Annotated in this window: 13 protein-coding genes; 3 read left to right on the top strand and 10 right to left on the bottom strand. The window is 40.7% G+C overall.

Annotated elements, in window-relative coordinates:
• The first annotated feature begins 13 nt into the window (after nucleotides 1–13).
• Both SLH46_RS15710 and SLH46_RS15705 read left to right on the top strand, forming a co-directional pair.
• Entirely contained in the window at nucleotides 14–1,765 is a 1,752-nt protein-coding gene (locus SLH46_RS15710) for an NADH-dependent [FeFe] hydrogenase, group A6 (protein WP_320282159.1), read from the top strand.
• Between the two features lie 58 nt (nucleotides 1,766–1,823).
• On the top strand, nucleotides 1,824–2,306 hold the full coding sequence (locus tag SLH46_RS15705; protein WP_320282158.1) for an NADH-quinone oxidoreductase subunit NuoE family protein: 483 nt from the start codon (nucleotides 1,824–1,826) through the stop codon (nucleotides 2,304–2,306).
• 62 nt (nucleotides 2,307–2,368) lie between these two features.
• On the opposite strand, the gene SLH46_RS15700 is transcribed toward SLH46_RS15705, so the two are convergent.
• From SLH46_RS15700 to SLH46_RS15655, 10 genes are all read right to left on the bottom strand, one after another.
• Entirely contained in the window at nucleotides 2,369–3,391 is a 1,023-nt protein-coding gene (locus SLH46_RS15700) for a 4Fe-4S binding protein (RefSeq protein ID WP_320282157.1), read from the bottom strand.
• A 10-nt stretch (nucleotides 3,392–3,401) separates the two neighbouring features.
• Entirely contained in the window at nucleotides 3,402–4,700 is a 1,299-nt protein-coding gene (locus SLH46_RS15695) for a hypothetical protein (RefSeq protein ID WP_320282156.1), read from the bottom strand.
• Complete coding sequence (locus tag SLH46_RS15690; RefSeq protein ID WP_320282155.1) at nucleotides 4,697–6,085, bottom strand: 4Fe-4S binding protein; 1,389 nt, start codon at nucleotides 6,083–6,085, stop codon at nucleotides 4,697–4,699. Before SLH46_RS15690 ends, SLH46_RS15695 begins: the two co-directional genes overlap by 4 nt.
• Entirely contained in the window at nucleotides 6,086–6,472 is a 387-nt protein-coding gene (locus SLH46_RS15685; protein WP_320282154.1) for a hypothetical protein, read from the bottom strand. It lies immediately after the preceding gene.
• A 1-nt stretch (nucleotide 6,473) separates the two neighbouring features.
• The gene (locus tag SLH46_RS15680) at nucleotides 6,474–7,475 is read right to left on the bottom strand and encodes a permease (protein ID WP_320282153.1); all 1,002 of its coding nucleotides are present in this window, start codon (nucleotides 7,473–7,475) and stop codon (nucleotides 6,474–6,476) included.
• Nucleotides 7,475–7,867, bottom strand: coding sequence for a hypothetical protein (locus SLH46_RS15675; RefSeq protein ID WP_320282152.1), 393 nt, complete (start codon nucleotides 7,865–7,867; stop codon nucleotides 7,475–7,477). The genes SLH46_RS15680 and SLH46_RS15675 overlap by 1 nt, the downstream gene beginning before the upstream one ends.
• Nucleotides 7,868–8,039: 172 nt before the next feature.
• The gene (locus tag SLH46_RS15670; protein ID WP_320282151.1) at nucleotides 8,040–8,819 is read right to left on the bottom strand and encodes an alpha/beta fold hydrolase; all 780 of its coding nucleotides are present in this window, start codon (nucleotides 8,817–8,819) and stop codon (nucleotides 8,040–8,042) included.
• A 103-nt stretch (nucleotides 8,820–8,922) separates the two neighbouring features.
• Complete coding sequence (locus tag SLH46_RS15665) at nucleotides 8,923–9,696, bottom strand: NIPSNAP family protein (protein ID WP_320282150.1); 774 nt, start codon at nucleotides 9,694–9,696, stop codon at nucleotides 8,923–8,925.
• A 33-nt stretch (nucleotides 9,697–9,729) separates the two neighbouring features.
• Nucleotides 9,730–10,917, bottom strand: coding sequence for an aldo/keto reductase (locus tag SLH46_RS15660; RefSeq protein ID WP_320282149.1), 1,188 nt, complete (start codon nucleotides 10,915–10,917; stop codon nucleotides 9,730–9,732).
• A gap of 168 nt (nucleotides 10,918–11,085) precedes the next feature.
• Entirely contained in the window at nucleotides 11,086–13,512 is a 2,427-nt protein-coding gene (locus SLH46_RS15655; protein ID WP_320282148.1) for an alpha/beta hydrolase family protein, read from the bottom strand.
• 200 nt (nucleotides 13,513–13,712) lie between these two features.
• Between SLH46_RS15655 and surE the strand changes: the two genes are divergently transcribed.
• Entirely contained in the window at nucleotides 13,713–14,486 is a 774-nt protein-coding gene (gene surE / locus SLH46_RS15650; protein ID WP_320282147.1) for a 5'/3'-nucleotidase SurE, read from the top strand.

Raw genomic sequence — 14,486 nt, 5'->3', positions numbered from 1 at the left:
AAACCTGGAAATTATGGATACAGTAAATCTTACGATAGATAATAAACCGGTTGTGGTAAAATCAGGTACCACAATTCTTGAAGCAGCGGCGGGTGTTGGCATGCATATTCCAACGCTTTGCCACATGAAACTTGATGACCTGAACATTGAAAACAAACCCGGTGGTTGTCGGATTTGTGTGGTTGAGGTGGAAGGCCGCAGAAACCTGGCACCGGCCTGTTGTACCGATGTAAGCGAAGGAATGAACGTTAATACGCACTCGATGCGTGTGATCAATGCACGCAGAACAGTGATGGAATTGATTCTTTCCGATCACCCTTTCGACTGTTTGATCTGTGCAAAATCGGGCAACTGCGACCTACAGGATATGGCGCACAATCTTGGAATTCGCGAAATTCATTATAAAGGAGAGCAGTCGACTTACCGCGAAGATACTTCGCCTGCGATTATTCGCGAGGTGGACAAATGTATTATGTGCCGTCGTTGCGAAACGATGTGTAACGAGGTTCAAACCGTTGGTGTTTTATCGGCCATCAACCGTGGATTTGAATCGGTGGTGTCACCGGCTTTCGAAATGAATCTCGATCACTCGGTATGCACCTATTGCGGCCAGTGTGTGGCAGTTTGCCCGACCGGAGCATTAACCGAAGTTGACGAAACCGGAAAAGTGATTCGCGCACTTTCTGACCCGACAAAAACAGTGATCGTACAAACTGCTCCTGCAGTACGTGCTGCGTTGGGTGAGGAGTTTGGAATGGAAGCTGGCTCGCTTGTAACCGGAAAACTGGTTGCTGCTTTGCGCCGTTTGGGTTTCGATCATGTTTTTGATACCGACTTTGCTGCCGACCTTACCATTATGGAAGAAGGTACCGAATTGCTAAATCGTTTGGGAAAACATTTGGCTGGCGACAAAGATGTGAAACTTCCTATTCTTACTTCGTGTTGTCCGGCGTGGGTGAAATTCTTTGAACACCAGTTTCCGGAAATGAAAGAAATTCCTTCAACTGCACGGTCGCCACAACAGATGTTTGGTGCTATTGCCAAAACCTATTTTGCCGATCAGTTGGGAATTAAACGCGAGGATTTGGTGGTCGTTTCAATTATGCCATGTGTGGCTAAAAAATACGAATGTGGCCGCGACGAGTTTAAAACAAACGACAATCCGGATGTTGATCACGCACTTACAACCCGTGAGTTGGCAGCACTGATCAAACTTTCGAATATTGATTTTACTGCACTTCCTAACGAAGACTTTGATAATCCGCTGGGTGAATCAACAGGTGCCGGAGTAATCTTCGGAACAACAGGTGGGGTAATTGAAGCAGCGGTTCGTACTGCCTATGAAGTGCATACGAAAAAAGAATTGCCTCGTCTTGATTTTGATGAACTGCGCGGAATGGAAGGTATCCGACAGGCGACCATCGATTTTGATGGATTACCAATAAAAATTGGAATTGCGCATGGTTTGGGCAATGCCCGAAAATTGCTCGAAGATATTCAGGCTGGTAAAAGTGAGTTTCATGCCATTGAAATTATGAGCTGCCCCGGCGGATGTATCGGTGGTGGAGGTCAGCCTTATCACCATGGTGATGCATCAGTTCTGAAAAAACGACAAGCTGCCCTGTATCAGGAAGACAAAAACAAAACGCTGCGTAAATCGCACGAGAATCCACATATTATTGAGTTGTATGAAAAGTTCCTGGGTGAACCAATGAGCGAAAAAGCACATCATCTGTTGCACACCGAATATTTCGACAGGACTTAGTTCATGAATGCTTTAATGCAAAAATGCTTTAATTCTAAAAATTTAAAAAACGTCAATCATGCCAAAAATTGAATTAGCAGAGAATACAATACAACTCATAAAAGATATTTGTGTTGAATTTGAAAATAAAGAAAGCGAGCTGATAAATGTGCTTCACCAGGTGCAAAGCAAGTTAGGCTATTTGCCCGCAGAGGTGCAGGAAGTGATCGCCAAAGAATTAAAAACATCGGTGGCAAAGGTTTATGGAGTTGTTACTTTTTACAGCTTCTTTACGATGATTCCGCAAGGCGAAAATCCTATCTCGATTTGTATGGGAACAGCTTGTTATGTTCGTGGTGCCGAGCAGGTGTTAAACGAATTCAAACGTCAGCTGAAAGTTGAAGTTGGAGAGTCAACCGAAGATGGTAAGTTTTCGATTAACTGTTTGCGCTGTGTGGGAGCATGTGGTCTTGCGCCGGTTGTAACAGTTGGTGAAAAAGTTTACGGTCGTGTAGCTCCTTCTGATGTGAAAAAGATTATCGCAGAGTACCATCACCACTAGGCGGCCGAATAAAATATTATTTGAATAAAATTTTCCCTCCGTATTTTGCGGGGGGAATTTTTTTATCCTGAAATTACTGCATCATACTGGCAGATATCAAAGCACTTGTTGCATTTCATACAATTATACTGATCGATCTGAGCAACAGCGAGCTCACGGTTGACGGCTTCCTGCTCGGTGCAAATTGTGTAACATTTGCCACAATCAGTGCATTTATCACTCAATATTTCCGGGGAATAATCGCCACTTTGTTCCAAATAAATAGCATTTTCAGGACAGGTTTCAATACATTCACCACAGTTCGTACAAGATAGCCGTTCAATGTATGATGTGTTAGTATCTGAATTCCCGGATTTTTCAATTTCATCGTAAGTACAAGCGTTATAACATTCACCACAGTGTGTACACTTATCAGTATCGATTGCCACATAGGCATTTTTAATGGCATTGTGAGGACAGGCTTTCAGGCATTTGCCACATTTTGTACATTTTGCCGTATCGATGCTTGAATGTCCATTCACCCTTGAAATGGCATCGTAGTCACATGCACCTGAACATCGTTCAACACAACCATGACAACGACCGGAACGAACCGAATAATTCTCAACAACATAGCTTATGGCCTGACCTTCATTCTCGCAAACTTCAATACAATCACCACAGCCCACACATCCAGATTTTATCGAGAAAGCATTTGAAGCGATCATTAATGCAGAATAGTTGCACGAAGGAATACATTCATTACAACCCGTACAATCCGATGCATTGATCAAATAACTTTTTTCCGGCATTTGAATAGCATCATCTTCGCAAACATTAACACACCAACTGCATAACGTGCAGTCGCTAACATTAATAGAATAGTTTGATTCACCATTCATAATAATGGCGCTATAATTGCAAACATCATCGCAATCGCCACAACCAATACATTTGGCTTCATCAATGGTTAGTGTATTGTAGAAACTTTTTGAACAAGAGTAAATCGAAGGACTAAGTAAAACACTACCGGATACAAACTTTAGTCCGTTACCAATAAACCTGCGCCGTGTCTCTGAGTTAACTGTTCTTTTCTTGTTTTCCATCGTGTATTGTTTAAAAGTAAAACCTGGCTTCGAGGCGTCCCAATAAAGCTTTCTCGGTAAGATCTCCCCCGTTAATTATGCCGCCTTTGGCATTTAACTGGAAGCGTTTGAATTGTTTCCCTATTTCAAGATCAACTTCTTTTAAATCGCCGGAACCGGCTTGTCCGGCGTGCTGAAGTTTAACATGGATTTTGTTTGAAGGGAGAGTTAATTTCGCACCAACAAGGTAAAGCGGCATATTTACAGCATCAAGCCGAATTACTTCACCGGCAAGAATATTACTATATGAATTAAGAACCATAGCATTTTCATCAATTTCAGAGAATCCATAGTAGGCTGCGTTAAGCGATAAACGATTACCATTTTTCAAACTGAATGATTTTTCGAGTTTGACCAGGTAGATTATGCCTTTGTTCGAATTTTCAATTTGAAATAATGCTTCAGGATTGAAATAAATCTCTCCGGGTAATTTTATACTGGCAAACAATCCGGCATGGTAAAATGTATTGGTGATCCAATCGCCAAACTCGCTGTAGGCTACCAAACCGAAATTTTCTAAACTAATTTTTGGATTCTTTGAAGGAGACTCCGAGGTCGTTTCCTCGAAAGTGCCAAATTCGTCGGTTGATTCAAATTCATCAAAAACTTCAATCCCATCAGTGTCCGATTCCGTAGTTACTGCTTTGCCCTTTCTCTCCTTCTGAGGGAAGAATGAAAAAGTAAAAGCTGCCAGATTTTTATCACCAAGATTATTACCTAAAAGTACCTGGTCTTGCCCGGTTGACAGGTCATAGATAAAACCCGTGGTACAAAATATGCCGTTTCGGGCGAAATCTTTTGTAACAGATCCGCCGTAAACATTCAGTTTCCATTTACCGAGATCGAGCTTAAAATTTGCCCCAGCAATACGTTCATTCAAAAGGTAATGGTCGTCTAGGGTTGAAGTCTGTAACCCAAGTGAAAAACTACTAACATTGCCAGAGTATTGATAAAATAGTTCGCGCAATCCGAACCGGTACTGATCGAATAATACCTCTTGATCGAAATCGTACTTACCCCAGGCTTTAAAACCTCCTTCAATATAAAAGGAATGATTTTTTGTTGAATAATCGAGGCCGGCAAATGCCATTGCGGTATTAATGGAACTTCCATCCAGAATACCTGTTGAGAGCTGAAATTCGCTACCCAGAAGTAAGGGGCTGTTAAAAACCGGATCAAGATTGGCGGCCAGTTTGCTGGGGCATTCCCATTGAGCTTTAACGTTTAGAAACAGAGTACACAGTAGGAGAAATAAACATGTTCGTTTCATTTGGCAATTCCTTTAATTTCTAAAGAAGAAAATTTGCAGGTATCCATGCAGTCGCCGCACAGGATACAGTCTTCGTTATCAAGATGACTTTTTTTGTTTTCGTATGTCATGGCATTGTGGCGACAAGCATTGCTGCAGTTTTTACAATCGATGCAACTCTCGTTTTTATTTAATTTTGAAGCTCCGGGAATATGCGATATCCAACCAAGAATCAGCCCTACGGGGCAAATTACACGACAGAACGGTCGATAGATTAAAACGGAAGAAAGTAGCAATATAGCAAGCAGGATGTAACCTAGTGTGTTGGCTGAGAATAAGTTGAAGGCAACTTTAAACGGGTCGTAATGAATGAAAATATTTGTTTTTGTAATTATGATCTGTACAACCAAAATGATTAGCACTGAAATTCGAATCCACTTAAAAATGACTTGTGATTTCCGTTTTTGAAGCACCTTAAGAATTCCGGGACGGAAAATAAATTCCTGCAAACCACCTAAATGACAGACCCATCCACACCAGACTTTTCCGAAGAAATAGGTTAAAGGAATCAGTCCTAAAAACCAAAGCATATGCATTGGGTTTATTTCTATTCCAAGGATGTACATTATTGTGTTCTGAAAACTGGAGATCATACATGGGCATGCACCATTTATAAAACCAAGGTAGATAATTGTTCCCAACAACATTAATGTTTTCAGCTTTCTGGTGGTTTTAAAACGAACTAAAATACCGGCGATAGCTGTTAATGCCAGTACTAAAAGCGACAGTCTGAAATTTTTGTCCTTCCAAATGGAAACTTCTGTATCTTCTATATTGACAGTGGTACTAAGGTCTTCAAACTCATCCAGGTTACCGGTTGATTCAAATTCTTCTGCACCATTGAATTCCTCAAATTCGTTATCATCAGAGAAAGTCTCAAATTCATCGCTGCTTTTTTCTTCTTCTAAGGGTTCAAATTCGTCTTCTTCGTTCTTCGGAAGCGATGATTCGGATATCAGTACAAGATTTGTCGGGCACTTTTCTAAAAGGCACGCTTCGCGTTTTGGAATAGAACCTAATGTAATTAGTAATAGCAGTAATGCTGCAATTTTCCAGTTCAGTTTTTTTGTGATATAAACGGCGCCTCCCGCAGCAGCAAGAAACAGCAGACCAAATTTTAACCATGGTGGGGCAGTTGTGCCTTCCCCGGTTCCACACGTTGTTGCATCGGCACAAGTTGAACAATTGCTTTGCTCCCCCGGATTATAATCATCAGTAAATTCCTCAAAAACATCATTATCCTGAGCATGTGCCGAGAGTTGTTTTGGTAGCAGCAAAAACGATGTTGCCACGATAATGATCAGCCCAAAAAGCTTGTAGATATGTTTTTTGTTAATGGATATCATTTAGGCAACAGAATGACGAGTTAAACTAATTTTTCCATAACCACCTTCTTTGTCGCAAGAGCGTATGGCTTCAAGAATTATTTCTTTTTGTTCCCCTTCAAGCACTTTTATTTTTAGTTTTCTTTCAAACTTGCCTGTTTCATATTCTTTCCACTTAGTAGCGCCCAAAACTTTTAATCCGTCGTATTTAAATTTGGTATTTTCAATACCCTCCGGGCAAACCCTGTGAGTGAACACAACATCCACTTTTATAATTATTTCTTCACCTGCGGCGTAAGTTTCTTTTTTATCGCCCTCAATACTTATTTCAATTTCACAGGCATTAAGCTGTTGCACGGTAAAGATCAAGGAGAACACGAATAGCGTCGATAACAAATATTTCTTCATGTTAAAAATTTAAGATTTCAATTAATTGGCTCATCATAAATATGGCGGCCATGATAAAAAGCGAGAGTTGTATTGTTAGTTTTTTTCCGAGGTATTTTAGTAGCATCATAAACGACGAAACACAAATAGCTGTTGAGGTTAATGAAAAAGCAATTGATGACCCCATCGACAAATCGCCATAATTTACCAGCGGTTGTAAAAATAAAATGTCGGCGCCGTTGCAAAAGTAGATGGGCATCCCGATTAAAATAAAAACCGCGGAACTAAGCGGTCCTTCTTTTAACTGGAATTTTTCAAGTAGCTCAGTTGGTTGAAAAACCTCGAATGCAAGGCTTATTAAACCGGCAATTAACAGGTAGGGAAACAGTTTTTTGAAAATACGGAAGGTCTCAGAATATATACTTTTTCCGGGTACTGTACATGTTGAATTACTTGAACAATTCAGTAATTTTTCGGGATCTGAAATGGCCGTTTTGGGTGCAACGAACTCAGCAAAATAACCTGCACCCAATGCCACAAGTAAAGACGAAACAATGCGCAAAAAGGCGTATTCATTGCCTAAAACGGTAAACGACAGCGCGACAATATAAGGATTGAGAAGGGGGGCTGCAACCACAAAAGTAATAATAGTACGCAACCGCAATTGACCTTGCATGGCGCCCATCATCGGAATTGCTGAACATGAACAGACCGGTATGACTGCTGCGTAGAGAAAAGCCGAAAACTGGTTGCGCGGATAAAACCGTTTGTATTTGGTAAAGTGTTTTTGCAAAAGTGTTCCAATGAAAATCCCCACTAAAACGGTCATAAAAAGGTCGAACGAAAATTCGTAGATAAGAAATGCCCAACGCGGTAGGTTGGTGTACAGAATACAGTTTTCGCGGGTTTGATAATTAATGCCGTAATAACTTTTGTATATGAAATCGGCGAGTAACAAAGTGATCGAAAAATAGATCAATCCCCTCAATATCCATTCCTTCTGATTTTTTTCTGTTTTGTTCATCACTGCTCTTCTTCCCTCACACTGAATTCTATCTGGCTAAAACAGTTGTAATGCCCGGTTTTACGATATGCCGTTATTACGCTCTTATTTTTTCCACTTAATACAGTCAATGTCAGTTTTTGCCCTACCGTATTTTTTGATATGGTATTCCATTCTGATCGTTCACAAATTTTTAATCCCTTGCAAAATACTTTTGTTGCCTCCGCCGCTTCGTCACAAAAGTCGTCGTCCAGTTCTACTTTTACCAGCACTATTATTGTGTCGTTAGCAAAATAAATTTCTTTCTCGTTTCTAACGTCAAACGAAATGTTACAATCTTTTCCTGATGCTAACGAATTGATCGACAATGCAATTATTAGCAGTGTTATGAGTGAAATTATTTTTGTGTACATAAATTTAATAACCCCATTATGGTCTTATGATTAAAATATCCAAAGTGCGCAGAACAAATTTTTCGACCTGCATACCTTCTTTAGGGTTAAGCTTGAATTTTGGACACGAAAAGTATTTAAAACTTGCGGATTAATTTTCGAGGGGTAAAATTTAGAATCGGATTAAATAAGCTTAGGTAGTAATACTCTTAATAAACTGAATACAACGTTCGTTAAAAATATCGGGTTGATCGATATTACAAACGTGGCCGCAGTTACTGATAACCTCCAGTTTTGAGTTAAAATGTTTTTTTACCAGGTTCGATACCGTAGGCAAAAACATATGATCGCGATCACCCATCAAATAAAGTACCGGAACAGAGGCTTCTTTCATCAGAAATTCCTGCAGGTTAATTTTAATTTCGGTTGACATGCGCAGCCATTTTTTAAATTCTTTTTCACCCAAACGAATGGCTTCTCGTATAAACAATTTACGCGACGCAATGTCCTTTTTGTAAGGGATCAGAATCCATGCGTTGATTTTATATAACCACATGTACGGGAATATCGAGTGCATTAATTTTGCTACAGAAACCAGCGCATTAATACGCGAATTAAACTGAACAACAGCACCACCAAGGATAATGGATTCGGCTCGTCCCGGTGCCAGTTTATCCATAGCTCGAATTACAATACAACCCAACGAAATACCTACCAAATGAGCCTTGATGATTTTAAGGTGGTCCATGGTGCGGATCACATCCAATGCAATTTCATCAAAGGCATAAATCTCTTCCCTAGTGTATTCTTTTTTCGATTTTCCGTGTCCGCGCAGGTCTACCAAAAGAACATTAAAATGTTTCTTGAATTCGCGCAGTTGTCTGAACCATACTACATTACTTCCCCCGGCACCGTGTACAAACACTACCCAGGTATCAGACGACTTATGTGGAAATACTTTGTGATACAACATGCCGCAAAAATAGAATTATTTCAATATAACAACAAGTCCTGATTGCGGTTGACTATTACATACGATAATTTTTAAGGATTATTAAGGGTTGTTTATGAATTATTTAAAAGTCGGAATAAGCAGTTGGATGACATAACCAGTTATCGATATGCGAAACCGTATTGGCGTAGGCCTTATTGTTTTTTAATTCCTCCCATTTGGGGTGAGAACCAAATGCTTCCCAAAGTTTTTTATTCGAATCGATGTCTTTAAACGACGTCATATAAATAAGGTTGGGCATATTTGCTCCGGCCAGTACTTCGCCAAAAAACACGGCGTTAAAACCAAGGTCGTTAAACAAGGCAACTTCACCACCTTCGTTAAACATCTCCACTTTTTTCCGATACAGCTTTTCGGTAGCTCCCTCATAACTTCGTATCTGAAATATCTGTTCCTCTTTTGGCGTGTCGAAAGCCGGTTTGTGATAGTTAGGCATTTCCGAAAATGCTTTTAAAATTATAGTCTCAACACGCTGAAATGGCGGATTGTCGTGGGCTGCATTTATGTAATCGGAATCGTCTGAGTTTAATTCTGTGCGAATGATTTGATCTTCCAGTTTCACAATGTCGTTCAGGTCTTTTAGTGGAATAAGAACAAATATTTTTTTACCGTAATCAGGATCGGTTTCAATGGGTTTAAAAACGCCAACGTTTTCAATTCCAGCCTCGTGTGCAGCTTTCAGAAAAGTACTTTTTAAATAGTTGTCTACGCGTTCTTCCTGCCCGGGATTGTCTAAATTATAAACTTTAATTTGATAATAGTTGACGGCAAAAAGTTGCGAAAAGGAAAACAGAGCAATTATAATAATTGCGGTTGAAAGAATTCGATTAGATTTCATTATGAACGGTTTTTGGTTTACCGCTCTAAGGTATTAATTTTTAGCTAATTTATATTCCACTTTATATAACGCCCGGTGAGTTTCGGCAAGCAGTTCTTTTAACGGAATATGAGCCGGAATTTTAGCCGTATCAATTTTGTCGAGATTGGCTTGTGTGGGTAATTCTCCCGGAAACCAGTGGCTTTTTTCAGTAAATGTTTTGTAGCGGTATTTCGCAAAATCGATCATATCATACGATTTCCAAAGCCGGCGTAAACGCAAAACCTCCGGAATGTTAATTCCTGATGGATCGTTCTGCATTTCAAAACCCTCGTAAACGGCATACGGATCATCGAATAAAGAGCTATCGAGTTTTAGTTTTATTTCGTAATCTGTCTGACTCCATGGCGATGTGGTCGGGAAAATGCCTTTCATTTCCTCAAAATGTTCTTTTTCTGTTATGCCAAACGAAAGGGTGTGAATGGCCGGATTATTTAAACAAAACCGTGCATTCCACTGAATTGGAGTTAAAGGGAAAGTGGCATCTTTTACTTTGGCCGAAGGATTAAAAAGCTGGCCGCCTTTATCGTTTGGCGAGATGATAAAAACGCCCATATCGTGAACTTCGGCCATTTGTACTGCTGCCAGGTTTCGCTGGTTGAAGTAGTAATAATGTAGATTTACAAACTCAAACAAGCCGGTTTCAATGGCACGCACAATTACATGCAATGGTGCGTGGGTACTAAAACCAACATGTTTTATTACGCCCTCTTCTTTTAGTTTGAGAAGTGCTTCAACCGCTCCGCCACTTTTGCAACTTTGTTCCAGCAAGTCCGGAGTGTTCATCCCGTGCCAACCATAAAAATCAAGGTAGTCGGTTTGCAGATCACGCAATTGATTTTCTACCATTTCATAAGTTGCATCTGCGGTCATCGGGCTTCCCTTAGTCATTAAATGATAGGAAGTGCGCGGAATAGCCAACTCTTCATTTAAAACTTTGCCATAAACGGTTTCGCTTTTTTTGTAACCCCAAGCCGTTTCAATGTGGTTGATACCTGCATCAAATGCCAGCTGAACTGTATTCAAACATTCTTCAAAAGTATCTGCTGGAATTTCACGTCGGGGATCGTCCCAGCCATTTTTGAAACGCATGCCTCCCAGAGTGATCGTACTCAAGTATTTCTCTGTCTTGCCAAAGCGGCGGTATTGCATTCCTTGCTTTTTGTTCAGAATTGCTGACATATTTTTGTTGTAAATAATTGTTTTGACCGTCAAAAGTAGGCCATTTATATAAGTTCCTTAGCGGAAAGAAGTTCAAGATAAGGTTAAGAATTCTTTTGCGACGAGTGAAAATTAAAAGTCCAAAACAGGTTAAATCTGTTTTGGACTTTCATCTCGTAAAGAGGCTTATTATTTCTTATTCTTTACATACTGCTCGAGCCATTGATCCTGCTCCCACAACATATGTAAGATTGATTCTCGGGCTGAGTAACCATGGCTTTCTTTTGGCAACATAACCAAACGAACTGGCGCTCCCAAACCTTTTAATGCATTAAAATAACGCTCGCTTTGCATCGGATAAGTTCCTGAGTTATTGTCAGCAATTCCGTGAATTAGCAAAAGCGGAGTCTTCATTTTGTCGGCATGCATAAACGGACTCATGGTGTAATAAACTTCGGGTGCTTCCCAGTACGATCTTTCTTCGCTTTGAAAACCAAAAGGAGTCAACGTTCGGTTATAGGCACCACTTCGGGCAATTCCTGCGGCAAACAGATCGCAGTGACTAAGCAGGTTTGCAGTCATAAATGCACCGTAAGAATGGCCGCCAACTGCAACACGCTCCCTGTCGATATAACCCAAATTGTCAACGGCATCTATGGCTGCTTTGGCATTTGCTACCAATTGCTCGCGGAAGCTGTCGTTCGGTTCTTTTTCACCTTCGCCAACAATTGGGAAGGCGGCACCGTCGAGAACAACATAACCACGGGTAACCCAGAAAATAATTGACCCATACGATGGATAAGTAAAAGTGTGTGGCGATGTGGTAACCTGTCCGGCGGCTGATTTATCCTTGTACTCGCGCGGATAAGCCCACATTATCATTGGCAGCTTTTCTTTTTTGTCCATGTCGTAATCGGCAGGCAAATACAGCGTTCCCGATAAATCCAAACCATCTTCACGTTTGTAGTTAATAATCTCCTTATGAATATTGGCAATGCTTTGGTACGGATTTTTAAAGAACGTAATCGGCTTTGGCGCAATACGTTTTTTTATGTTTCTGATGTAGTAATTCGGGTATTGAGTGTTCGTCTCAACACGTGTCAACAGCTCACCTTTTTGCGCATCAATAACACGGTAAATATTTTCCAGTGTTGTTTCTCCGCTGGCACGCCACAAACGTTCGGTTTCCCCGGTTTTCAAATCGTAGGCATCGAAAAATGGACGCATTCCTTCCGGAGAATAACCTCGCCCGGTTAGGTACAGCTTATTGTTATTCATTTCGAGCGTGTAGGTTCCCAGTTCGTTTTTTGTGGTTACAAACGATCCCGGGTCGTTATAACGGTCATTTACGTTTCGGTCGAAAATAACTACCGGTTCAGCTGTTACATCGCTCGGATTGAATAGATATGTTTTTTGATTCCGGGTATTCCACCATTCGTCGGTGGCAATGGCTACAGCGTCATTTCCCCAGGTAATCCGGTTAAAACGTTGCTGTGTTTTTAAGATGGATTTAGGTTCGCCGGTAAATGGGGCATCCAGTGTAAACAGTTCGTCTCTGAAATCTACTTCAACTGCCGGGTCGCCTCCATCAAGTGCTTTGGCGTAAAAAATGGTCGACGGTTTGTCGGAACGCCAGCGCAGACTGCGAATTTCTTTTGTGGTCGACATAAATCCTTTTGGACGAACTTCTTCGAGCGGAACATCGCGGATTACTTTAACCGATTGGCCCGATTTGTCGTAAATAGTAGTTTTTGAAGGGAAACGATTGTAGGTAACCAGGTACGAAAAAGGTTCTCCAAGAGTTGAAATCATTATGTATTCACCATCCGGCGAAAAACTCATGCCGGTGTACATTGCGGTTTCTTTCCATAATGACGTATTTCCTGCAAGATCAACCGTATAAAGTGTTGAAAGTACCAGCTGTTTAAAATTATATTCGTCGGCTTTGTCGATAAGCAAATCCTGGTAAGTGCGGTTTTGAGCTTTTTTGCCGTCGCTAACCGAAACTTTCGGACCGGTTGGTACGGCAGTCGATTTGTCGATCAATGGTTTTTTGTCGGCAGGAAGCATTTTTACCAGCAAACGACTATTGTCTTCGAACCACTCAAATGCAGCACCAATATTTGCGTTCAGTTTTGCATCGGTAAGTTTTTTACATGTGGCCTCGTTTATATCCAAAACCCACAATTCAACTCCTTCGGCAACCGTGTTGGTGAAAGCCATTTTACTTTGATCGGGCGACCAGGTAAAATTGGCAAGGCGCTCAGTTGTTGGAACGTTGCTAACCTTAATTTCGTCAGGCTTCCCAACTTTCATCAACGAAATGTTGCTGAAGTAACGCGTTCTGCTACCAATATTTGTAACCGGATTGATTCGCAGTCCCGCAAGTCGTAATTCTGGTTCCGATAATTCGGCAATACTTTTAAACTGGTTCCGATGCAACAAAACAATGTTTTCGTTTTTTGCATCGAAGGAGGCCGAAGGAACCGCCGGAGCATCAATTAATTCCAGAATTTCCTGCGGTGGTTTTTGGTACTCAATATCCACCTGGGCGGCAGCTCCGTACCATACAAGTGAAAGAAGGCAAAATACAGTGAGTTTTTTCAAAAATTTCATCATATAACGTTTTATAAAATATTTTCAGATCCGAATTATTTAGTTCAATAATCGCCCAGATTAACTATAAACTGAGTATTAATAAATTAAAATTGTCCTAAAATGTTCATCATCTCAACACTGAAACGGAGATAAAAGAATAACAGGTATAAAATTGGTTTGATGACACAAGATAGTAATTTCTAATTATCTTTGCTCTCATGCAAAAAAACGATACTGAAAAACCATTTATTTTGGTTACGAACGATGATGGAATTCATGCAAAAGGTTTGCGGGAACTGGTTGAAGTGGTCCAGTTTTTTGGTGATGTAGTGGTTATTTCTTCCGAAGTTAGTATGTCGGGGAAAGCCTGTGGCATTACGGTTGACCACCCACTGCGCGCTACTCCGGTTGAGAAAATCCACGGTGTGCCAACATACAAATGCAACGGTACACCAGTTGACAGCGTGAAACTGAGTTTTAACGGTCTGTTCGATCGCAAACCTGATTTTGTTGTGTCGGGAATTAATCATGGTTCTAACTCATCGATTAGTGTGATTTACAGCGGAACAATGGGAGCTGCCATCGAAGGTGGTTTGCATGGAGTTCCGTCGATTGGTTTTTCGTTGGAAGATTACAGTGCCGATGCTGATTTCTCGAAAGCGAAGTTGGTTGTTGCACGTGTTTTTCAGAGTGTTGTGGAGAACGGACTGCCGGCGTTTACTTGTTTAAATGTAAATATTCCGAAAGGAAAACCGGAAGGAATAAAAGTGTGCAGGCAGGCGCACGGTAAATGGATGGAAGAGTTTGAAAAAAGAACCGATCCGCACGGAAGAGAATATCACTGGCTTTCAGGATATTTTCAAAATCTTGAAGAGGATACAGAAGACACCGATATTTTTGCACTCAAAAATAATTTTGCCACCGTTGTTCCCGTTAGAGTTGATATGACTTGCTACGATACCATGGAGCAAATTAAGTCGTGGAAGTTTTAA

It is taken from the genome of Draconibacterium sp. IB214405, from assembly GCF_033963885.1.
Classification (GTDB): Bacteria; Bacteroidota; Bacteroidia; order Bacteroidales; family Prolixibacteraceae; genus Draconibacterium.
The sequence above is the reverse complement of the archived record's forward strand: the minus strand, read 5'-3'. Positions and strand labels throughout refer to the sequence as shown.

Bases quoted from the DNA above. Each gene is read 5' to 3' on its own strand.
- SLH46_RS15710 (WP_320282159.1), top strand. From the start codon at position 14: ATGGATACAGTAAATCTTACGATAGATAATAAACCGGTTGTGGTAAAA.
- SLH46_RS15705 (WP_320282158.1), top strand. From the start codon at position 1,824: ATGCCAAAAATTGAATTAGCAGAGAATACAATACAACTCATAAAAGAT.
- SLH46_RS15700 (WP_320282157.1), bottom strand. From the start codon at position 3,391: ATGGAAAACAAGAAAAGAACAGTTAACTCAGAGACACGGCGCAGGTTT.
- SLH46_RS15695 (WP_320282156.1), bottom strand. From the start codon at position 4,700: ATGAAACGAACATGTTTATTTCTCCTACTGTGTACTCTGTTTCTAAAC.
- SLH46_RS15690 (WP_320282155.1), bottom strand. From the start codon at position 6,085: ATGATATCCATTAACAAAAAACATATCTACAAGCTTTTTGGGCTGATC.
- SLH46_RS15685 (WP_320282154.1), bottom strand. From the start codon at position 6,472: ATGAAGAAATATTTGTTATCGACGCTATTCGTGTTCTCCTTGATCTTT.
- SLH46_RS15680 (WP_320282153.1), bottom strand. From the start codon at position 7,475: ATGAACAAAACAGAAAAAAATCAGAAGGAATGGATATTGAGGGGATTG.
- SLH46_RS15675 (WP_320282152.1), bottom strand. From the start codon at position 7,867: ATGTACACAAAAATAATTTCACTCATAACACTGCTAATAATTGCATTG.
- SLH46_RS15670 (WP_320282151.1), bottom strand. From the start codon at position 8,819: ATGTTGTATCACAAAGTATTTCCACATAAGTCGTCTGATACCTGGGTA.
- SLH46_RS15665 (WP_320282150.1), bottom strand. From the start codon at position 9,696: ATGAAATCTAATCGAATTCTTTCAACCGCAATTATTATAATTGCTCTG.
- SLH46_RS15660 (WP_320282149.1), bottom strand. From the start codon at position 10,917: ATGTCAGCAATTCTGAACAAAAAGCAAGGAATGCAATACCGCCGCTTT.
- SLH46_RS15655 (WP_320282148.1), bottom strand. From the start codon at position 13,512: ATGAAATTTTTGAAAAAACTCACTGTATTTTGCCTTCTTTCACTTGTA.
- surE (WP_320282147.1), top strand. From the start codon at position 13,713: ATGCAAAAAAACGATACTGAAAAACCATTTATTTTGGTTACGAACGAT.